Below are 21,315 nucleotides of genomic sequence, written 5' to 3' on the forward strand. Positions count from 1 at the left end.
CAGCAGGCCCGAACAATTGTTTCAGTTAATTGGGTGGGTTTAGTTTAGTGCGCTCTTTTTAACCTTTAATGCCAGTTTTTATCTTTTTCTTTTATCATTTTTTACTTGACTTATCACCACAAGTCTTAAAATTCTCTCTGTTCAAACACCCTTTTCATAAAGCTGTTTGCATACAAACCACCGAAAAAATGATATAGTGTTCTAATACAATATGTACGGATAGCCATCTGCGTTAGGGGAGAATATTTTTGTCAAAAAGCAATTCATTAACACCATTAAAAATGCTATTATTTAGCTTTCATGCAACAAATACAATTATTCTAAGTTACTTGCCATTATATTTAAAATATAAAGGACTGAACGGTACTGAAATTGGCTGGGTATTAGCAGTTGGCCCACTTGCTTCAATCGTCGCCCAACCATTTTGGGGATATATGAGTGATAAATATAAAACAGTAAAACGAATTCTCCAAATCTGTATTGTCGGACTTCTCATTACCAGTGTATTATTCTTTCAGATGGATGCATTGATTGCTATTCTTTTAATGGGTGCTGTTTTCTACTTTTTCGTTACACCTATTGGGGCACTCGGAGACAGTCTGGCACAGCGAAGAGCAGATGATTTGGGTATTTCCTTTGGAACAATCCGGATGTGGGGATCCGTCGGCTTTGCCACCTCATCCCTTGTAATTGGTGAAATCCTGACAAGAGTCGGAATCCAATATATGATCATTCCCTATTTATTTTTCGGTACGATTGCTCTTATTGTAACCTTTCGACTTACTGATGTGAAAGTGGATTCTGAACCTGTCCAGTTAAAAGATGTCACGACAATCATTAAAAGCAAGCCGTTTGTTATTTTCCTTTTATTCATTATGCTACTTAGTATTACGCATCGAGCGAATGACAGCTTTATGGGCTTATACATTGCACAGCTTGGCGGAAGTGAAGGATTAGTCGGACTCGCATGGTTTGTCGGCGTTCTTACAGAAGCAGCAGTATTTGCTACAGCAGGCTTTTGGTTCAAAAAATATCATCCGTTGATATTTATTATTATCGCAGGAGTTCTTTACAGTATCCGCTGGTTACTTTATTCCACGATAGATAACCCGATGTATATTGTTGCCCTGCAATTCACACATGGATTATCATTTGGCTTATTTTATTTAGCATCATTCAGTTATGTATCCAGACTTATACCAAAATTACTGCAATCGACCGGGCACCTGATATTTTTTGCAACATTTTTCGGAATATCAGGAATCATTGGCTCACTGGCTGGTGGTGCATTAATAGATACTTCTGGTGGTGGTACACTGTACTTCGGAATGGGAATACTGGCATTGGTTGGTACGATATTGCTTACGGTTTACCACGTGTTGCCATATGGAAAAGAATCGACTTCTTCACAAAAAGCTGAATAGGAAGTCTCTGAGAGCATCCACTTATGGTTGCTCTCATTCTTTTTTATTGCTTCAACGGAATTATTTCCTTAAAAAAGGAATCCTCATCCCAGTCAATTTTCCATTCATCGTTTATTTTTTCAATTCGCATTCTACCATCAAAGCTGAACTCCTCCACTACAGAATCATTCTGGATAAATTGTATCGTCATCTGATATTCCAGGTTCTTATTTGTTTCACTATTATCGGGAAGATCAATGAAATCCATTTTTATTTCCTTGACCGCTACATCGGCTTTACGGTTTTCCGCCTCAAAAATCGGTTGAAGCAACATTCGGTTGATTGACTGACGCTCCAACTCATCCTCTGTCAAATATTCCTTAACCCTTTCCTTTGAAAATTCAGTCATTTCAGGTAAATTCCCTAGTGTCTGCTCATACTCCACCGTATACTGTGCTTCCTTAAAATCTATTGCCAATGTATGGAGCTTATCTTTCAATTCTTCTGTATCACTGCAGGCAGCTAATAATCCTACAAATGCAATAAGGATCATTATCCCTTTTCTCATCTATTTACCCCCCCTGGCAAAACCCCTTACTACATCTTTCTATTTAAAGCGACAAAATTCCTGCATTTAATGATAATAAAAAGACCGATGCTAAAGTTTCAGCATCAGTCTTTTTATCATATGCTAGCTCAAGAAAATAAAATACAATACAAAGATGACAAACAATCCATACATAATCGGATGTATTTCTTTTGCGCGGCCTTTTAGAATCATCGTAATTGGATAGAAAATAAATCCAATCGCAATCCCTGTTGCAATACTATACGTTAGTGGCATCATTAAAACTGTAAAAAATGCCGGCACTGCTACTTCAAATTGATCCCATTCGATATTTTTCAGTGATGCTGCCATCATGACACCGACAATAATCAATGCTGGTGCAGTTACTTGCGGTGTCACAACACTTAATAATGGGGAGAAAAATATGGCCAAAAGGAAGAATCCCGCTGCAACTATTGCAGTAAATCCGGTTCTTCCTCCAACCCCAACTCCTGCAGTTGATTCCACATAGGAAGTTGTTGTTGATGTACCAATGCTCGCCCCTACTACTGTTGCTGCTGAATCAGCAAATAATGCTTTTCCCGCACGTGGAAGTTTATTATCTTTCATTAGTCCTGCTTGTGAGGCCACAGCAACGAGCGTCCCCGCCGTATCAAAGAAGTCAACAAATAGAAACGTTAAAATGACAACAAGCATTTCGATTGTAAAAATATCACCAAAATGTAAAAATGCCTGTCCAAATGTTGGCGCTAAGCTTGGCGCACCACTTACAATTTCTCCAAATCCTGAAGGTGTCGCAATCAATCCAAAGATCATGCCGACAACAGCAGTGATAATCATTCCATAAAAAATACCTGCTTTTATACCAAGTGTAAGTAAAATGACTGATACAACAAGACCAAATATTGCAAGTAGAACAGTCGGACTTGTTAAATCACCAATACCAAGTAAAGTAGCTTCATTGGCAACAACAATCTCTGCACTTTGTAATCCAACAAAAGCAATAAATAAACCAATTCCGGCACCAACAGCCATCTTCAAGTTAGCTGGAATTGCATTAATAATAATTTCCCTGATTCCTGTTAATGTTAATATGATAAAAATAATTCCTGATGCCAGAACCCCAGCTAACGCAGTTTCCCACGGAATACCAAACCCAAGAACAACGGTGTATGCAAAAAAAGCATTTAATCCCATACCAGGTGCAAGTACGATTGGATATTTAGCAATTACCCCCATAAATAAAGAACCTACTGCTGCTGCAATCGCTGTGGCTGCAAATACAGCCCCCTGATCCATGCCTGTTTCACCCAAAACAGATGGATTTACAAAAAGAATATAGGCCATCGCTAAAAATGTTGTCATACCAGCCATAAATTCTGTTTTATAATTTGTACCTAATTCCTCAAAACGGAAATATTTCTTCATTACAGCTTCCCCCTCGATGTTAGAAAACTTGGCATTCGCCAGCCTTTGGGCGAATTCCTTAGTTGCCTTATGCAGTAAGAAAGTATTTTGTAATTTCTTAACTGCCAAAAAAATAAAAGCCCTCATGGTCTATTATCCAGGAGCGCTACATTATCTATACAGGGAAAAGTAATTTTAAAAATGAAAGGAGCCATCTGCAACCTTGCAAATGGACATTATTTTAAAAAATCACTATACCTGCGTAGTCAGACTATTTACGGCAGTCTGGTAGAAACTCTGGGCCATATCCCCGAAATTATACGCTTTTTATTAAAATGTATTTTTATATTACTATTTTTATTATGGATTGTCAATGAAATCCGAATGATAATTGATTATTTTAGATTAATGTTCGTATTACTTAAATAATATTCGTTTCTATGCGAACGTCACTATGATGGCGCTTAAAATGGAGGGATTAAGTGAGAGTGGCGAGACTTTAATTGAGTGATAATTGTCTTTTCAAGTATTACAACCAACTCCTCAGCTTCCACCTGATGCCCTTCAAGACCCACCAACTAATACCATCAAATTTGTACTGCTAATCTTATTCCCACTCAGTACTATGCCTAAATTGAATGCGGCACTACAGCGTAAGTTAAATTTCGAAAATGTCAAGGAATAAATAAATAAATAAATAATATTCTTTTGATCAATCTTATCAATACTGAGGTTAAATACTTTGAACCCTAACAAAAAACAGAACCCCTTATAAAAAAGGATTCTAAGGTCTTATTTTCATTTCCACTCATGATTACTTTATAACCTTGGTTATATCCATTTTAGCATATAAAACTCTGTGAATTTCAACCACTTCTCCATTAACTACATAGAAAACAGCATAATTCTTAACTGGTAAAAGTCTATATTCATTATCCGTGGACTTGATAGGATGAAATACTTTGCAAGAATAAGGAAACTGCTCAAGCCTGGATATGGATTCATCCAAAGTATCCAATAAATCCATTGCAGCCTTTGGTGCTTTAAGTGTTTCAGTAATGTAGTTCGTTATATCCCTTAAATCATCTAAAGCCAAAGGCAAATATTTCAGTCTATATCTCATCGTCAACCCTGTTAGCAAGCCTTGACCTTAAATCTGAAAATACTTCTTCATGTGTATATCGTTTATTCGTGGATTTGGCTTCCAGTTCCGCTTCTTTTAGCTTGAAATAAACTTCACTTTCAAACATTTTTTTTTCGTATGCTTCAATGCTCATTACCACCATGTCACCATAACCATTCTTAGTCAAATATATGGGTTCTGACGATTCGTGTACCATCCTTGATATATCTGCAAAGCTATTCCGTAAATCTGAAATTGGTCTAATATGTGGCATATTATCAACCCTCCATTAACTTATCATAATTTTATCATAATCACGCTAATCCAGCAATTGAATTTAAATTTGAGCCCTTTCAGAGGAAAGGGTTTAATGTCCTACACTCCTAAAAGCTCAAAGGCTAACACGGAGCAAACTCAATTTAAAATTGCACTTCTAAAATTATTATGAAGTTTTTTCATCTTGATAACTTACACATTAGTTGATAGCCCTTCAAAGAGAACAATTACTTATAATTTGCTAGATTAAATAAAATTATTATTAAGCTGATTAATTAATACCACATTATTTCTTCATTCTTTTAAACATTTTCTTGCTGTTCAAATGTAAATGTAAAGGAATAAAAAAGAGCTTAGGACCCTTATAAAACAAGGATTCTAAGCGTTTTTTTACTCCCACTCAGTACTTCGCCAATACAATATAGTGCAATATCGTTGATATGAAAAGGTTTAAGGAAACGTCAAAAACAATTAAAGCATGTAAATTGATATAAAGTGTGCCACGACTGTGCCACAGATTTTAATAAATCACAAAGCTGAAATGAAAAATCATTTCAGCTTTTTATAGAAACAATTGTGATTAAATTATAGAAAATTTTTCAAAATATATTGTGTTAAGAATTAGGTAACTTTATTTATAAACTCACAACTATCCATTTAAGTTTGCAACCTTATATGCTGAATAAAAAATGTTGTTCCTACCAAGTAAAATTATCTCGATTCTTTTGATAACTATGTGCATTTTTGGATTCAAAGGTAACATAAGATTTTTGGAATGAATCCAGTAAATTATCGTTTTTCTGTAGTTCATTGATCACCCATGGTTGTAAAAAATAAGGGAATACAGCGTTATTTAAATCTGCTACAGCATACTGTGTTGTGGCTTTTTGAATCATCATATTATATTCTAGCATGTGAATAGCTCCATCATGGATTGGAAGTTCTCCTGTATGATTATCTTGCTGATACAGCGCGAAAATAATTGTTTTCTGGTAATCACTTAGATCATTTAATCTTTGGCTTGCACTTTCTAAGAACCATTTATTAGCTCTTTTCTTTGATAAATAAGAATAAAAAGTTATGCTGATACTAACAGTAAAAATCACAAAAGAAATGACAAATACTATTCCCAGAATAAAACCATATTCTTCTCTAAAACTTATCATATAAAGCTTTTCAATAAGCCAATTTGGTGAGAACAATAATAGACCAATACCTAGCGCAATTGAAGCCATTATTTTAGTAGGTAAATTGAGTAAATCTGTTATATTTAAGTCTAACTTCATTTATTAGCTTCCTTTCTAAAGGTAATTTCTATTCTATTATAACAAATTCGTTGGGCACATATGAGATAGGAGATAGGAGATAGGAGATAGGAGATAGGAAATAGGAAATAGTACTCATGATATAATGATCCTACAAATCAAATATTTGAAAGGAGTTTATCATGACATCTATAAAAATACTATTAGAAAATAAACAAAAAGCATTAATGGCAAAATTAGAAGCTGATATAAATCATCCTACTTCAAAAGGCGATAACTCTGAAGGAGCCTGGATTAACTTTTTTAGAAGTTTTTTACCAAGTAAATATGCAGTTGATAAAGGGTTTGTTTTCGATTCAACTGGTAATATGAGTGAACAAATTGACGTAATAATTTATGACTCTTTATATGCACCTTTGATTTTTGAAACTGAAGCAGGAGAAAAATTTATTACAGCTGAAAGCGTGTATGCTGTATTTGAGGTCAAACAAGAACTTAATAAAGGATACCTTGAATATGCACATAAAAAAATTATGTCTGTACAGAACTTGTACAGAAGCTCAAGACCTATGATAGTGGCAGGTAAACCTGTAAAAGCTCGTAATCTAACAAAAGTTATTGGTGGGATTTTATCTTCAAACTCAATATCATTTGATTCTATAAAGAGTCATTTAACTCATTATCCTTCTATTGATCTAGGCTGTGCAATCAATCAATTCTCATTTTTAACCATTAAAGATGACTATAGAAATATTGTAGATATTGCAAAATCAAATGAAGATGAAGTTATACTATCTTTTTTCTTTATTATACTAGATGAACTTTATAAAATTGGAACTGTTCCTGCAGTGGATATTAGAAATTACGCTGATTTCTCATTGGATGGGATAAAACTAAATAGAGGAGTGTAATCTAATGGGGAATTATCAATACTTCTATAATCTACTATCTAATATTGAACCAAGCAAATCAACAAAAAACTATGTTAGTAGTCTACAAAGTAATTTAAGAGAGTATTTAAAAAATAGTGAGCAATATAAACATAAACATATCGATACATTTATTTCTGGATCGTTTGCAAAGAATATTGCAATACGTCCTTCAGTTAATGAGGATAAGCAAGATGTTGATATTGTAGTTGTTACAAACTATAATAAAAAAACTTCTCCAGAACATATTTTGACGGAGTTGAAAGATGTATTAAGTATTCGTGAAAAATATAAAAATATTAGGCTTCAATCTAAATCTGTTGGGATTGATATGGCTAATTATCATATAGATATTGTCCCTTTAATCGCTGAAGATAATCATTTTTGGATAGGAAACAGAGAAAATAATGAATGGATTTTGACTAACCCAAAGAAGCATATTGAATGGTCAACTAGAATAAATACGGATAATGAAAATAAATATAAACCCCTTGTTAAACTGTTAAAGTGGTGGCGAAAAAGAAAAAACATAGAACAAGTGAGACTTCCAAAAGGCATTCTTTTAGAAAAATTAATTGCTGATAATATAGGTAACTCAAAATATGATATGGAAAATCTTTTGATAACTACTTTGGAAAATATAGTAGATAACTTTAAAGATGATTATATTGCTAAAAAAATAATCCCTACTATAAATGATCCTATTTTACAGGAGAATAACTTAGCTGAAAACTATTCTCTTGAGGATTTCACAGTATTTATAGAACTAATTCAGCAAGATTTAGAACAAATTAAATCTGCTGATTTTAGTGTAGATATTTGGAAAAAAATATTTGGAAAGGATAGTGCCAAAAGTATAGAGGAGACTCAAGAAGAATATTCATTAACTGCAAAATCACAGATAGATTGTTTATTAAATGAAGTAGTCGAAAAATCTCAAGAACTAGCAATAAATATAAAAGAATACGAACAGAAAAAACAAGATTTAGAAAAAAAGGAAACAGATATTTCCAATCGTAAGAAAAACATTCAATCAGAATTAGACGATTTGAAATATACCCTTTATATAGATTTTATTCAAGAAGCAAGCAATAGCCTCTCTTCAGAACTAATTAAAGATACGGGTAGAGAATACTGGATAAAGAAAATTGAAACTTTAGAAGAAATAAATAAAAAAAAGCGACGAGGCTTTCGAGGCTATGAACACAACTATTTAGCTACTATTTATAAAGCTCTTGAACTTCATGAGAAATTTTATGATTCTATCTGTAGTATGGTGAAGGATAATTTTTATCTATCAATATATGAAGTAAAGGATGTTATAGAAAAAACACCATATAGAATAACCCTGATAAATTCTTTAAAAGCTGCCATAAAACATGATGATTATTCTAGTACGAATAAATCCTTCAAAGAAGCATTAAAACTGTTAGAAAAAGATAGAAAATGATTTTCAGTAAATACACAACAATAAAGAATTCTGTTTATCTTTTTCTTCATCAAAATATGTGCTTGACTAAGAGTTGTATTAAATCCATTCTGCATTACACTCTAGTAGAATCATTTCCTTTTATTGTTGCGGATTGCGCGTGAAAAAGTGACGATGCTGTAAGTCTTTGACTAGGCTGTTCTTCCCTTCCACTGCCACATTGGTGAAGCACCTCTTATGATAATTACAGATTGCCTCACGCCAATTGTACAAGGTATTCAAACAACTTCAGACTTGTGGATGATCGCTGGAATCCCTTGACCGTTTGATTATCCGATGAACTGCAGTCGTACCAGTCAATGAATGCTTCTTTCCAATCATAAACTTGGGGCTAAACTGAAACGTATTGTAGTATTCTATTCAAAATGCCTCGCTCCTCTTTGGCAAGCTGATCCTTTCGCTTGCCAAGAATACGGAAGTGATCCTTTGAATCTTTTTTTGCAAACGGTGTGTTCTCTTTTTTCCGAACAATTGAATGGTTATAAATACATGTGGAGGTAATCAAATATGTATATTTTAATAATAACGAATTCGATGGACCTTACTGTTGACAGTATTATCCATCGATTTAGTAATACAGTTTGTTTTTTTCGTCTTAATACTGATAAATTTAATGACTATGAAATAAAGGTTTCTAATGAAGATACAATTATTACAAATATAATATCAAATGTTTCGATTAATATTAATGATTGTTATGGTGTTTATTATAGAAAGATAACTTTACCCGATCTTCGAGAATTTGATATAAAATATAGAAATTTAATGTACAAAGAAATGATGACTATTATAGAAGGAATAGCGGAAAATGCAGGAAAAGTAGCTTTAACAAGACCATCAATATTAAAAAAAGCCGATAACAAAATTGTTCAAATTCATGTTGCTAAAGAAGTTGGTTTTACTATTCCCCCCTCTCTACTTACCAATTCAAATATATCAGCACAAAAATTCGTAGAGACCCAAAATAGCTCAATTGTAAAACCTATATCAGTAGGTAGAATTAATACAAGTCAGACCGTTAATTTCATTCAAACCAATATTGTCAAAGATACAGGTAACGTCAAAGGACTTGAATTTTCTCCGGCCTATTTTCAATCTTATGTGCAAAAAGACTATGAAGTCCGGTTAACCATAGTCTATGGTGAATGTTATGGAGTTAAAATTGAATCATCCAATAAGGTTGACTGGCGTAAAAGTGATGCCACGATACGTTACAGCAAGATTAGAGTTCCAATAGATATTGAAGAAAAATGTAATGAGATGATGAAAAAGCTCAACATACACTTTGCAGCATTTGATTTCATAGTAAATGACCAAGAATATATCTTCTTAGAACTAAATGCAAATGGTCAGTGGCAATGGCTTGAGGAAAAACTAAATCTAGGTATATCAGATAAAATTATAGAATACTTAACCGGAGGAGATAAGAATGCTGAAAAATAAAATAATATTATTTCTCTGCAAACTTTTGTCCTATAGTCCTATTTTAAGAATCACCGATGATTTGCAATTTGGCAAAATTGAAAATAACTCCCTAGAACGATTACGGATTTCTTTCCTGAGCTTTAATTTTGGTAAGAGGATTATTCATTTTTTTACTTATTACATTGAAACAAAAGAAATGAATTTTTTAAATATAATTAACTTAGAGAAGTTATGTAATTATCCCAATGATAAAGCGGATAAAGCGTATGATTCCTATAAGAAGGAAATTGAAACAGTTAACGATGATAAAGTTTTAATTCACAAAGAAACACTTATGTACAAAATCAGTCAAATAGAAGGTACAAAGAATAAAACATTTAATAAATATGTTGCTTACATAGCAATCATAGCTCTGATATTACCATTATATGGAGCACAATTAAGTAAACTTCATAATTTTATTGGTGATTACAAGGTATTATTTTTAATTGCTCTCGTTTATATTCTAATTAATTTACTCTTATTTTTTCATGACTTTATGAGAGTTAGAGGATATAACAGGACCCGGTTCAATTCAATACGAAAGTCCGATACACCATTAAAAGAATTTACTGAATCACTCTATTACGAATGGCTTACAATAAAAAGTGAAAGTACTTTCCAAGTGACCTTAATTAAAAATATAGAAAAATATATGATAGGATTTGTCATAATTAGCGTTTTACTTCTTACTTCTCATACTGCTGAACAACACATTGCAAAAGTAGACAATAGTATAGTTTTGAACAATAGTATTAGTTCTCCAACAACCCTTATCCATCTATCTGAGGTCCAATCTGATGGCGGCGATTTTATGAAAATCAATGATTTAGAGTTAACTAGCTTAAAAGACCGATTACTTTACAACAATATTGATAAGCTAATAATTTTGTATAATGAAGAAACCTCTAGCTTGGTAGATTTATCGAAATTCTTAGATATGTACAATGACGGGTTCACTGATATAATAGAATTAAGAGATACTAACACTCAAATGATTTCAATTATAGTAATAGAGGAGGATTAGATGAAGAAGCCGTATATTAGCTTATATGCTGAAGAATACCAGTTACAGGAAGATATTACCTTGGTTTACGACCATTTTACACAGTTGAATTACTTAGATAAAGAAAAAACAAAAACCGTTGCTTGCTTTGGACCTCGAGATAAATCAATTGAAACAAGAGTTATTGAAAATAGTGATGTTGATGAAAGTTATGTAGGGCCTGATACTACAAAAGAAACTGCTACATTAGAAAACACTGATGAAAATTGCTATCAGCTATTAGGTCCAGATACAACTAAAATTACTGAAACAGTCGAAAATGGAGACATTGATTATAATGCCAGTGCACCCACTACGAGACAAACTTTTATAGTTGAAAATGATGATGAAGATGAAATGATGATGGGACCAGATTCTACCCTTATTACAAAAACGTTAGAAGACAGTGATCCAGATGAGTATCCCATCATATAGATTTTTTAAGAACTCTGTTTACAATAACCAATATAAAAGAGAACCATCGTAATTCAATATAGTACGATGGTTTTTTTAAAAAAATTGGTATGAATAGAGAGGGGACAAACCACGAACCCACTCCCCTTTATTGGGTAATAATTTAACCTACCATCCGCTTTTTGTAGTTGTTATATCGATTACAACAACTGTATATTCGGTTTCTATTATGTTATCACACTAAAGGCGAGTATACTTCGATAAACTCTTATTATTTAATGTTTTTATTCATTGGTAAGTACATTGGCGAACATTCGAAAAAAACATGGCGAGGGTGGCAAAGTCTAGTGGCCCTATTCAGAAATTAATAAAAGTACATGATACACTAGTCCAAAGTAGGTAAAAATAGCTAAAGAATAAATGTTAGGAGAATTATCATGTCAGAAAGAGCATTTAGTTTAGAGTTACAGAAAAATATCTATGCTAAAATTGTAGGATCAACCTCACATGCACGAACTGGAATAGATATGGAAAAAAATACTACTTCACTCCTTCTTTCAAAGAAGAATTGCATATTGTAGGATGTACTGAGATTTCACCTAGCGAAGCAAGCGAACAGTACAAAAAAGAAGCAGATGGAGCCAAAAGTACAATCAACAAAAATGGTTTAATTAAAATGACTGAATCGATCAATAAAAGTAAAGCTGACATCAGAGCAAAGACAGAAGACCTACCCGTCACAAGTAACTTTATAAATTCTAATTCTAGACCAAATGGAAAGAAAGGGACTGAATCAAGACAATTATATTCAATTGCAAGTTTTGTAGAACTGTACGAAGACAATATTGTAAATAATGACTCTCAATTCGTGGTAATTAGTAAATCTAAAATCTCATTAAATGAGTTGTTTGTGAAGTCACAAAATTTTTGTTTCCCTTATAACGAAGTGAGAATATTCTTTGGAAAAGCTTTAATAGAAACTGCTTCATTTGGAGAGAATATGCTTTAAATCAAATTTCTTAACAGTGAACTACCAAAAATTCACTCAAACATTGATAAGCTTTCAAATAAACCACTTACTTCAAAAGTCACTACGTATCTTAATAAGAAAAAATATGCAAATGTTTACTATCGTGGAAAATTAATTGATAATGGCACTAAATTAGAGCCCTATAATGACAGGGGATATAAAGACATATATATAAAGTAGATTTAATAATAATCAAACGATATGCAAATTCTACTAGTATTCATTGAATCAATATTTATAGGCTAAGACATTCCCATGTTTCACTGTTAATCAGTATGTATGAAAATCCTTTGGTCATTAAAGACAGACTAGGTCACGAAGATATTCAAACTACTTTAGGAACGTATGGACATTTATATCCAAACAATAACTTTCAAGTAGCGGACAAATTGGGCAACTTCATTCATATAAAAACAAATGAAGATACACAAATTAAACATTACAGCAGCAACCAGTTTATGCAGACAAAGCATCAAAGTGTGCCATGAAGAATAAAAAAGCCCTAAAAACCCTGTGTTACCAAGGCTTTTAGGGCTCCTGTTACTATTCCCACTCAATGGTCGCAGGCGGCTTACTCGTAATGTCATACACAACTCGATTAATATGCTCCACATCATTTACAATCCGTGTTGATATTTTTTCCAATACATCCCATGGAATACGAGCCCAATCAGAGGTCATTCCATCAATTGAAGTAACCGCACGAATACCAATGGTGTGGTCATATGTTCTTGCATCTCCCATGACACCAACACTTCTTATATTCGGGAGTACTGTGAAATACTGCCAGATATCACGATCCAGCCCGGCTGCAGCGATTTCTTCCCGTAAAATAGCATCTGATTCACGAACAATAGCAAGTTTTTCTTCGGTAATTTCACCCAGAATGCGAATTGCCAGACCTGGTCCCGGGAAAGGCTGACGCCAGACAATATGTTCCGGGATACCTAATTGTGTACCAAGTTCACGCACTTCATCCTTGAAAAGTGTGTCTAATGGTTCGATAAGCTCAAATTGCATATCCTCTGGAAGTCCACCAACATTATGATGGGACTTAATCGTTTGTGCAGTTTCCGTTCCACTTTCAATTACATCTGTATACAATGTTCCTTGTGCAAGGAAATCTATATCTTTCAGCTTAGCCGCTTCATCATCAAATACATAAATAAATTCATTTCCAATTATTTTACGCTTCTTCTCAGGGTCATCCACTCCTGTAAGTTTGGATAAAAAGCGATCCTTTGCATCGATTTTGATTATATTCATATGAAAATCTTCAGCAAATACTTCCATTACATCATCTGCTTCATTTTTGCGAAGCAGACCATGGTCGACAAAAATACATGTTAGCTGATCACCGATTGCTTTATGGATCAATGCCGCAACAACGGATGAATCCACCCCACCACTAAGTGCACATAAAACTTTGCGTTCTCCTACTTTACTTTGAATTTTTTCTACTTCCATGTCAATGAAGTTCTCGATTGTCCAGTTGCCATCACTTTGGCAAACATCAAAAACAAATTGCTTCAAAAGGTTATTACCATATTCCGAATGGCGAACCTCTGGATGAAATTGCACACCATAAAGTTTCTTTTCTGGATTACTCATTGCCGCAATCGGTGTGGATGGGCTTGTTGCATCAATTTGAAATGATGGCGGTTCGGCCATTACTTTATCACCATGACTCATCCAAACAGTTTGACTGGCTGGTGAATCTTTAAATAGAATTGGATCATTTTTCAGATCGATAAGCGCCTTACCATATTCACGGTTCTTCGACTTTTCGACTTTCCCGCCATAGTTTAGAGCCATCAGCTGCATCCCATAACAAATCCCTAAGATCGGAATATCCAGATCAAAAATTTCCGGGTCACAACGAAAGCTATTTTCATCATAAACACTGTGTGGGCCGCCTGATAAAATAATTCCCTTTGGATTCATTTTTTTGATCGTTTCTGCTGTTAACTTATGTGAGTGTAATTCACTGTAAACACCAAACTCCCTAATTCTGCGTGTAATCAATTGGTTGTACTGACTGCCAAAGTCCAATACTAATATCATTTCATTATTTTCCATGAATTACGCCCCTATCTATTGTATCTTTCACCAGATATTTTTTTGCTCGACTGTATGATGCTTTTGTTCAATTCTTCTCTAAGCCAAAACCGTGCTGAAGCAAGTACGAAATGTCCGATAGAGTGACTTTATATGCCCGTACAGACTAAAATAAATAGCAATCGGGCACATAGAGCACTTCTATAAGCCCGAACTGAATATAATCAGTTGCAACCGGGCACATAGAACGCCTCTATATGCCCGAACTAACTATAATCAGTAGAGATCGGTCGCATAGAGCAATCTCGCCCAATTCCAAAATCCACAAAAATAACCCGCACATCCACCTTTTCGTATACTATAATAAGCTACAAAAAGGCAGAAATCCAGGTTATATGTATAACATAACAGATTACTGCCTTCATAGTCAGAGCTTTTACGGTGCTCCGGTAGAGACTCTCAGGGCCATATTTCCCGAGGATATACGAACGGCATGATTTTTTTAAAAAAAGTGTTCCATTATTAATATGTTCTTATAATACTAACCAGCAACAACTAGGTCAACCCATTATCCGTTTAATTAAATTTTTCCATAATTGGGTAAGTTCCTTCGCTTTTGTATGGTTAATTTCATCCTTATAGAGCATCCGCTCAAAATGGGCTGTTAATTGCCCCATTTCATTTGTAGTGAACCGTTCGTCAATCCGTTCTGCAAATTCCCTTAATGTCTGATCAGGCTCTTTAGTGATGCCTTTATAGTTTAAAATTTTCATCAAATGATGGTAGGCATCTTGATACGTTTTTGCATCCTGTTTTTTAGTAAACTTCATTTCTACTATAAAAGTTTGCCAGCGAAATCTTGTTTTATAAATAATCAGGGCAATTATCGCAAGTACTCCCACAGCAATCGCAATATGCCAGGCTTTTAATTCAAATGAATCCGGATTGCTTCCAGCTGCAACGGTGACTGCTTCCTCCTCCGGCACTTCAGGTGGTTCTGGCTCATTCATTTCTGGGGTTGGTTCCAATACATCATCCTGCGCCTCTTCTGAAGTATTATCCTCAACGTCCGTATGGAAATCGGTCAGGTTATCAAATCCTTGTGTTGGTTCAAATGGTACCCAGCCTGATTCCGGAAAATATACTTCTACCCAGGAGTGCGCATTCGCATTGGTTACTTCATAGACATCAAAAGAATCCCCAGTTTCAGCTACATCATCAGCTATCATCTCACCACTTGTAAATCCCTTTACCCACCTTGCTGGAATATCGAGTGTTCTGAGCATGACAACCATGGATGTGGAGTAGTTATCACAATATCCTACTTTTGAATCGAATAAAAACTGGTCCACATAGTCCTCATCCTCAGCCGGTACAGGTACATCCGTTGTTTGATATGAGAAACCATTCCTGCCAAAATAGCCTTCAATTGCCTTTGCCTTTTCATAACGAGTATCATATGCGGAAGTAATTTCTTCGGCTAATTCTCCAACTCGATTAGGTAACCCTTCAGGAAGCTTTGTATAATAATCCTGAAACTCAGGTTGTTCAGACTGAGTTTGTTCTCTGAGTTTAGTAAGATCAAATGATGGGTTATTATAGGATATCGTGTAACTATCAAGACTTACAGCTTCCCCATTAACCCTTGTCTCGATTGCTTCGGAAAAACCATCGAGATAATAATCTGCTTCTGCTGCATATACCTGTTGAATCCCATAAGGATAAATCAGTTTGTCAATATCTGTATTCCCTTGAAATTCAATCATTGCCTCAAATTCTTCGGTTTCAACAGCTTCCGGATGGAATGTAGCAAGGGAGATAGAGCCGTTTGTTTGCTGCTGATAATCCGGATCATTGGAAACTTCCCAGCCTTTTCCTGTATAAACATCCTTTGATTCGATCCGCCAATAATGTTCCTCGGCAACAGCCGCCTGAAAAACAGGGGTATAGTCCTGCACAAATGATCCACCCAACTGCGAGTCATCCTCGCCATATCCAACCTTTTGCACACCTGAACCACTCCCACTACCAGCATTTTCAGCAGTACTTTTCAGAAATGGTACAGGATCTGGCCATTGCGGTTCCAATTTAGGTGCTGCAAACCCAATTACTGTTGAGAACAAAACGATAACAACTAACGGAATCAGCCAAATAGGCGTCTTTTTAATCCATGTAAATCGAATTGATTCTTTATCCAATTCCTTCATAAAATTAGCTATTCCAAGCGCAATAAATGAAATAATGAATGTTCGAACCATTGGCATGCCCGCATCGTAAATCGTAAATGTATCCAATATGGCTAGGTAAATAAATGTCAGTAAAACAAATAGAAAGATTCGCTTCATGACCACAAACCAGTAATGGAGTAAGTAACTCATTAACCAAATTAACAATAAAAATAAAACACTGCGAAATATTGGTGTCAATTGATACCAGGCTTGAGAGAATAGGGCTTCTAAATTAAAAGCAATTTCCATGAATAAATAGTCAAACCATAGCTTGCTCATGAAACCATATTCAAAAAACAAACCATCAATAATAAAAAGCAGCCCAAATCCTTTTAATAAAAAGCCAATCCACCATTTCATCTGAAACATGGAGATAAAGAAGCAAAACAATGTATAAATAATAAATATAGATAGATTACTCGTATCTGTAATTTCCTTTACAGGATAGAGCCATTCCAGAAACAGAAAAAAGCCGCTAAAATATAGGATTGAGGTGTATAGAAAAGGAATATTATTCTTAGTTAAACTCATGTCATGTTCACCTCAATTGGGTTTTTCGCTAATTGCTCCTCAGTCAGAACGTGAATACCAATACCTTCAAATTGAAGCTGCTGAATAACCGCATGTTCTGTCTTGGATATCGATTTAGCTGACTTAATAAATATAACCATCACCCGTTTTGTCCGCCCATTGACCTGCTGAATCGATTTTCTGAATACATCGTCCATATGTGTTGTAATAATCATAACAATATTTCCGCTACCTATTTTCAGCATTTCTTCCTTTAATTTCACGGCAAATGATTGGTTTCCGGAAAGTTGAATCTGTGTCAAATGCTTTCTAATAAAGTCCTGCTGTCTCGGATCATGATGCATCGGAAATTGCGTGACATTTTCCCCGATTGACAGCAACCCCACTTGGGTTGATTGTTTGCGAATTGCTTCCATTAAGGATACAGTCACCTCAACAGCTGCCTCGAACTCCAATGGATTGCTTCCTTTGTAATTGCAGCTGTCCAATATCAGTAAAATATCCGTACTTTTTTCCTGTTCAAATTCCTTTGTCATCACTTCATTTTTCCTTGCTGTTTGTTTCCAATCAATCCAGGAAAATTTATCGCCAGGCATATATTCACGAATACCTGTTGCTATATTTGTATTTTTTAAATTTAATGAATAGGAGGAAGTCGATCCCTGTTCAAAACTGCTCATTTGTTCAGCCATATGAATCGGGCGCTCATTCGGATAAGCAACAATCTGGTCCGGGAGCTTGAAAATATGTTCTTTTTTTACAAAGCCAAATACATCACCTGTACTAATCCTCAGTGCTTGCATTTGGTGCTCTCCACGGGGGATTTGTTCCATCCTGTAAGAAAACTCAAATACCTTTCGTATTGATGGAAATACAATTTTTTTAATTTTGCGATCAACATTTAATTTATTCGGTTGATTCATATAAAGGTATTTATCTTTACGGTTATCAATTCGCTTCAATGAATCTGGGTAAATTTCCTCACAAATACAATAATATAACGGAAAAGGGAAGGATCTTTGAATACGTACAGTTACGGTAATACTATCACCTGCACGGACTACATGTTTTGATAGATTCCGACTGACCTCCCACTTTTGGATAGAGTGCAAGAGCAACCCCAGATGATAAAGAAAGATTGGTAGAAAGCTGTAAAACAAAAACCAGCTCGTAAACCCACCTTGAAACATCGCATAAGAAAATAGAATAAGAAATAATAACACGATGAATACAAAATTCAATATAAATCGTAGTGACTCTTTCATCAATTAAATTCCCTTCGAATAGGGATATGTGTATTTTTAACGATTGATTCTATCACCTGCTCGTCTGTCATTCCATCATATTTCGCCTCAGAGGTTAATATAATTCGATGGGATAATACAAATGGTGCCAGGTATTTCACATCATCAGGTAATACATAATCCCTTCCATAAATGTATGCATATGCTTTTGCTGCTTTCATTAATAAAATAGATCCCCTCGGGCTGACTCCAAGAAAAATAGAGGCATTGGATCTCGTATTAGCTACTAGATTAATAATATAATGCTGCACATTTTTACTAATATATACATCCTTTACTTCCTCTTGAATCGCAACTAATTCTGCTTTATCCATCACCGCATCAATGGTTTCAATCGGGTGATTTTTAGATGTACGTTCAAGCATTTCCAGTTCATCCGAAAAAGATGGGTAACCCATTTTAAGCTTCAAAATAAACCGGTCCAGCTGTGCTTCCGGTAATGGGTAGGTTCCTTCATATTCAATCGGGTTTTGTGTTGCCATGACAAAGAAAGGACGTGCGAGTGGAATGGTTTGCCCATCTACCGTTACATTTTTTTCTTCCATTGCTTCTAGAAGTGATGACTGTGTCTTAGGGGAAGTACGATTTATTTCATCTGCAAGAATAATATTTCCTAGAATAGGACCTCCACGAAACTCAAATTCTAGCTCCTTTGGGTTATAAATGGAAATTCCGGTCACATCAGATGGTAATAAATCCGGGGTAAATTGGATTCTTCTAAAATCACAATCTAATGATTTTGCCAATGTACGAACAAGCATTGTTTTCCCAACACCAGGAACATCTTCCAGTAGTACATGGCCTTGAGCTAATAATGCAACCAAACTTAGTGTTGCTACATCTTCCTTACCGATCATTACTTTATTTATATTTGTTAAGACTCTTTCAATTTTTTCATTATATAAAGTTGTTTCCTGCATCAACTTTTCCGACCCCTCTCAGGCTGTGCGAATTTTTTCAAGTATCTACTATTACTATACTAAAAAAGTACTATGAAGTAAAAGCGTAATTTTTGTATAATTCTATAATTAGTATAAACAGATTTGTATTGTCCCATACAAAAAAGATGCACCTCACATGATGAGATGCATCTTTTTTCATTTTTATGGGTGATATTCTAGTGGTCCTCCTGGTCCAAGAGGTATTCCGAATAACATCCAAACTATAAGCATAATTGTCCATCCCGCAAGGAAGTAGATGGAATATGGTAACATTGTGGAAATTAGTGTACCAATTCCCATTTTCTTATCATACTTTTGTGCAAATGCAATAATAATTGCGAAGTATGTCATTAATGGTGAAATAATATTTGTTGTTGAGTCTGCCACACGATAAGCCATCTGTGTTAGTTCCGGTGAATAACCCAGCTGCATCATGATTGGTACAAAAATCGGTGCCATCATCGCCCATTTTGCTGATGCACTACCAATGAACAAATTGATAAATGCAGTAATCAGAATAAACATCAATATTAGCGGTATCCCCGTTAAATTGATACTATCTAAAAATTCCGCACCATATACTCCAAGCACTAATCCCATATTGGATTCATTAAAGTAGGCGACGAATTGACCTGCAGTAAATGCAAGAACAATAAACATTCCCATTGATGCCATTGTGTCTGTCATTTGTCCTGCAACATCTTTATCACTTCGAATCGCTTTCGTCGTTATTCCATAAACGAGTCCAGGGAGAAAGAATAATATTGCTATAATCGGTACAAGTGAGCTCATAAATGGCGATTGAATAATCTGAGCCATTGCATCTCCCTCTGTACCACGCATCGGAGCATTTTCTGGAAGTACAAGCAATGCTGCCAGAATAAGTCCAACAACTACAGCAATACCTGAGAAGATAAGACCTTTTTTCTCGATTGCAGTAAGCCCTTCTAAATTTCCCTCTTTATATTCGCCTGTATATTTACCAAGGCGAGGCTCTACTACTCTTTCCGTTACCCATGTACCAATAAATGTCAGTACAAAAACGGAAACAGCGATAAAGAGCCAGTTCATTGCGATGTTCATTGTCTCTGCATAAGCCGGATCAATAATAGAAGCCGCAGCAATTGTCAGCTCACCAAGCATTACATCCGTTCCTGATAAAAGCAGATTCGCACTAAAGCCTGCAGAAACACCTGCAAACGCAGCTGCCAAACCAGCGAGTGGATGTCTTCCCAATGCCGCAAATATTAATGCACCAAGTGGTGGCAGAACTACATACCCTGCATCTGAAGCAACACTGGACATAATACCTGCAAATACTAAACCAATCGTAATAAAGCGATTTGGAACCGACAGAACAAAACCACGTAATAATGCACTAATTAAGCCTGTGCGTTCTGCCACACCGATCCCGAGCATTGTTACAAGCACAACACCAAGTGGCGCAAAGCCAATGAAGTTATCTGTCATGCTACCAAAAATATACTTCAGACCCTCTGCATTTAATAAGTTATTGATTTCAACCGTTCCGCCCTCTTCACCAGGATGCTCTACACTTATTCCCAGTGGAGACAAAACTGCTGATAAAACCAAAACAGCTAATGCTAATATTGCGAATAATGTAACAGGATGCGGTAATTTATTCCCTACCAGTTCAACACCATCCAGAGAGCGTTGAAAGACGCCTTTCCTTTTCTTCATTACATATGTGCTCCTTCCTTGTTGTCAAATCGGTAATATTCTGAAAATAGTTTATGATGTTTCACATAGGTTTTCATTATAAACGGCTAGTACTAAAATTTAAATAGTAAAACAATAAGTACTAATAATAGAATTTTTC

Annotated in this window: 19 protein-coding genes, 1 pseudogene and 2 riboswitches; of the genes and pseudogenes, 9 read left to right on the plus strand and 11 right to left on the minus strand. The window is 35.0% G+C overall.

Annotated elements, in window-relative coordinates; translation table 11 throughout:
* Positions 1–248 precede the first annotated feature (248 nt).
* Positions 249–1,424, plus strand: coding sequence for an MFS transporter (locus tag CIL05_RS19875; protein ID WP_095657285.1), 1,176 nt, complete (start codon positions 249–251; stop codon positions 1,422–1,424).
* 43 nt (positions 1,425–1,467) lie between these two features.
* On the opposite strand, the gene CIL05_RS19880 is transcribed toward CIL05_RS19875, so the two are convergent.
* The 5 genes from CIL05_RS19880 to CIL05_RS19905 form a co-directional block, all read right to left on the minus strand.
* Positions 1,468–1,971: a hypothetical protein gene (locus CIL05_RS19880; RefSeq protein ID WP_095657286.1), complete on the minus strand. Its 504-nt coding sequence runs from the start codon at positions 1,969–1,971 to the stop codon at positions 1,468–1,470.
* Positions 1,972–2,094: 123 nt separating this feature from the next.
* Entirely contained in the window at positions 2,095–3,399 is a 1,305-nt protein-coding gene (locus CIL05_RS19885) for an NCS2 family permease (RefSeq protein WP_095657326.1), read from the minus strand.
* 222 nt (positions 3,400–3,621) lie between these two features.
* Positions 3,622–3,722, minus strand: a riboswitch (purine riboswitch).
* 470 nt (positions 3,723–4,192) lie between these two features.
* Positions 4,193–4,501 carry a type II toxin-antitoxin system RelE/ParE family toxin gene (locus tag CIL05_RS19895; RefSeq protein ID WP_095657288.1) on the minus strand — a complete coding sequence of 103 codons (309 nt, stop codon included), beginning with the start codon at positions 4,499–4,501 and terminating at the stop codon, positions 4,193–4,195.
* Positions 4,491–4,775 (minus strand): type II toxin-antitoxin system Phd/YefM family antitoxin, encoded by a 285-nt coding sequence (locus tag CIL05_RS19900; protein ID WP_095657289.1) that lies wholly within the window; start codon positions 4,773–4,775, stop codon positions 4,491–4,493. Before CIL05_RS19900 ends, CIL05_RS19895 begins: the two co-directional genes overlap by 11 nt.
* Before the next feature lie 700 nt (positions 4,776–5,475).
* Positions 5,476–6,063, minus strand: coding sequence for a superinfection exclusion B family protein (locus CIL05_RS19905; RefSeq protein ID WP_206207815.1), 588 nt, complete (start codon positions 6,061–6,063; stop codon positions 5,476–5,478).
* A 161-nt stretch (positions 6,064–6,224) separates the two neighbouring features.
* On the opposite strand from CIL05_RS19905, the gene CIL05_RS19910 reads away from it, so the two are divergent.
* A complete protein-coding gene (locus CIL05_RS19910) occupies positions 6,225–6,953 on the plus strand; it encodes a DUF6602 domain-containing protein (RefSeq protein ID WP_206207816.1) in 729 nt (242 codons plus the stop codon).
* A gap of 4 nt (positions 6,954–6,957) precedes the next feature.
* Positions 6,958–8,421, plus strand: a complete 1,464-nt coding sequence (locus CIL05_RS19915) for an SMODS domain-containing nucleotidyltransferase (protein ID WP_095657290.1) — start codon at positions 6,958–6,960, stop codon at positions 8,419–8,421.
* A gap of 120 nt (positions 8,422–8,541) precedes the next feature.
* Here CIL05_RS19915 and CIL05_RS22965 read toward each other — a convergent pair whose 3' ends face one another.
* Positions 8,542–8,682, minus strand: coding sequence for a transposase (locus CIL05_RS22965; RefSeq protein ID WP_107505462.1), 141 nt, complete (start codon positions 8,680–8,682; stop codon positions 8,542–8,544).
* A 285-nt stretch (positions 8,683–8,967) separates the two neighbouring features.
* Here CIL05_RS22965 and CIL05_RS19920 point away from each other — a divergent pair, with 285 nt between their 5' ends.
* The 6 genes and pseudogenes from CIL05_RS19920 to CIL05_RS22715 form a co-directional block, all read left to right on the plus strand.
* Entirely contained in the window at positions 8,968–9,903 is a 936-nt protein-coding gene (locus CIL05_RS19920; protein WP_240510246.1) for an MvdC/MvdD family ATP grasp protein, read from the plus strand.
* Entirely contained in the window at positions 9,890–10,951 is a 1,062-nt protein-coding gene (locus tag CIL05_RS19925) for a hypothetical protein (protein ID WP_095657291.1), read from the plus strand. Before CIL05_RS19920 ends, CIL05_RS19925 begins: the two co-directional genes overlap by 14 nt.
* On the plus strand, positions 10,952–11,404 hold the full coding sequence (locus tag CIL05_RS19930) for a hypothetical protein (protein WP_095657292.1): 453 nt from the start codon (positions 10,952–10,954) through the stop codon (positions 11,402–11,404). It abuts the gene before it with no gap.
* A 416-nt stretch (positions 11,405–11,820) separates the two neighbouring features.
* A complete protein-coding gene (locus CIL05_RS22365; protein ID WP_165769181.1) occupies positions 11,821–11,964 on the plus strand; it encodes a hypothetical protein in 144 nt (47 codons plus the stop codon).
* Positions 11,952–12,392: a hypothetical protein gene (locus CIL05_RS19935; RefSeq protein ID WP_095657293.1), complete on the plus strand. Its 441-nt coding sequence runs from the start codon at positions 11,952–11,954 to the stop codon at positions 12,390–12,392. The genes CIL05_RS22365 and CIL05_RS19935 overlap by 13 nt, the downstream gene beginning before the upstream one ends.
* A gap of 212 nt (positions 12,393–12,604) precedes the next feature.
* Positions 12,605–12,901 (plus strand): annotated as a pseudogene (locus tag CIL05_RS22715) (site-specific integrase); the annotation flags it as partial.
* Between the two features lie 55 nt (positions 12,902–12,956).
* Here the strand turns inward: CIL05_RS22715 and guaA are convergent.
* From guaA to CIL05_RS19965, 5 genes are all read right to left on the minus strand, one after another.
* A complete protein-coding gene (gene guaA / locus CIL05_RS19945; RefSeq protein WP_095657294.1) occupies positions 12,957–14,492 on the minus strand; it encodes a glutamine-hydrolyzing GMP synthase in 1,536 nt (511 codons plus the stop codon).
* Between the two features lie 383 nt (positions 14,493–14,875).
* Positions 14,876–14,979: riboswitch (purine riboswitch) on the minus strand.
* Between the two features lie 52 nt (positions 14,980–15,031).
* Entirely contained in the window at positions 15,032–17,230 is a 2,199-nt protein-coding gene (locus CIL05_RS19950) for a DUF4129 domain-containing transglutaminase family protein (protein ID WP_095657295.1), read from the minus strand.
* Positions 17,227–18,495, minus strand: coding sequence for a DUF58 domain-containing protein (locus tag CIL05_RS19955; RefSeq protein ID WP_095657296.1), 1,269 nt, complete (start codon positions 18,493–18,495; stop codon positions 17,227–17,229). Before CIL05_RS19955 ends, CIL05_RS19950 begins: the two co-directional genes overlap by 4 nt.
* On the minus strand, positions 18,495–19,454 hold the full coding sequence (locus CIL05_RS19960) for an AAA family ATPase (protein ID WP_439144852.1): 960 nt from the start codon (positions 19,452–19,454) through the stop codon (positions 18,495–18,497). The genes CIL05_RS19955 and CIL05_RS19960 overlap by 1 nt, the downstream gene beginning before the upstream one ends.
* Positions 19,455–19,637: 183 nt before the next feature.
* Positions 19,638–21,176, minus strand: coding sequence for an AbgT family transporter (locus CIL05_RS19965; RefSeq protein WP_095657298.1), 1,539 nt, complete (start codon positions 21,174–21,176; stop codon positions 19,638–19,640).
* Between the last annotated feature and the right edge of the window lie 139 nt (positions 21,177–21,315).

It is taken from the genome of Virgibacillus profundi (assembly GCF_002287375.1).
GTDB classification, from domain to species: domain Bacteria; phylum Bacillota; class Bacilli; order Bacillales; family Amphibacillaceae; genus Virgibacillus_K; species Virgibacillus_K profundi.

What these genes read in the sequence shown, in the direction of transcription:
- CIL05_RS19880 (WP_095657286.1), bottom strand. Translation starts at nt 1,971, where the DNA reads ATGAGAAAAGGGATAATGATCCTTATTGCATTTGTAGGATTATTAGCT.
- CIL05_RS19885 (WP_095657326.1), bottom strand. Translation starts at nt 3,399, where the DNA reads ATGAAGAAATATTTCCGTTTTGAGGAATTAGGTACAAATTATAAAACA.
- CIL05_RS19895 (WP_095657288.1), bottom strand. Translation starts at nt 4,501, where the DNA reads ATGAGATATAGACTGAAATATTTGCCTTTGGCTTTAGATGATTTAAGG.
- CIL05_RS19900 (WP_095657289.1), bottom strand. Translation starts at nt 4,775, where the DNA reads ATGCCACATATTAGACCAATTTCAGATTTACGGAATAGCTTTGCAGAT.
- CIL05_RS19905 (WP_206207815.1), bottom strand. Translation starts at nt 6,063, where the DNA reads ATGAAGTTAGACTTAAATATAACAGATTTACTCAATTTACCTACTAAA.
- CIL05_RS19910 (WP_206207816.1), top strand. Translation starts at nt 6,225, where the DNA reads ATGACATCTATAAAAATACTATTAGAAAATAAACAAAAAGCATTAATG.
- CIL05_RS19915 (WP_095657290.1), top strand. Translation starts at nt 6,958, where the DNA reads ATGGGGAATTATCAATACTTCTATAATCTACTATCTAATATTGAACCA.
- CIL05_RS19920 (WP_240510246.1), top strand. Translation starts at nt 8,968, where the DNA reads ATGTATATTTTAATAATAACGAATTCGATGGACCTTACTGTTGACAGT.
- CIL05_RS19925 (WP_095657291.1), top strand. Translation starts at nt 9,890, where the DNA reads ATGCTGAAAAATAAAATAATATTATTTCTCTGCAAACTTTTGTCCTAT.
- CIL05_RS19930 (WP_095657292.1), top strand. Translation starts at nt 10,952, where the DNA reads ATGAAGAAGCCGTATATTAGCTTATATGCTGAAGAATACCAGTTACAG.
- CIL05_RS22365 (WP_165769181.1), top strand. Translation starts at nt 11,821, where the DNA reads ATGTCAGAAAGAGCATTTAGTTTAGAGTTACAGAAAAATATCTATGCT.
- guaA (WP_095657294.1), bottom strand. Translation starts at nt 14,492, where the DNA reads ATGGAAAATAATGAAATGATATTAGTATTGGACTTTGGCAGTCAGTAC.
- CIL05_RS19950 (WP_095657295.1), bottom strand. Translation starts at nt 17,230, where the DNA reads ATGAGTTTAACTAAGAATAATATTCCTTTTCTATACACCTCAATCCTA.
- CIL05_RS19955 (WP_095657296.1), bottom strand. Translation starts at nt 18,495, where the DNA reads ATGAAAGAGTCACTACGATTTATATTGAATTTTGTATTCATCGTGTTA.
- CIL05_RS19960 (WP_439144852.1), bottom strand. Translation starts at nt 19,454, where the DNA reads ATGCAGGAAACAACTTTATATAATGAAAAAATTGAAAGAGTCTTAACA.
- CIL05_RS19965 (WP_095657298.1), bottom strand. Translation starts at nt 21,176, where the DNA reads ATGAAGAAAAGGAAAGGCGTCTTTCAACGCTCTCTGGATGGTGTTGAA.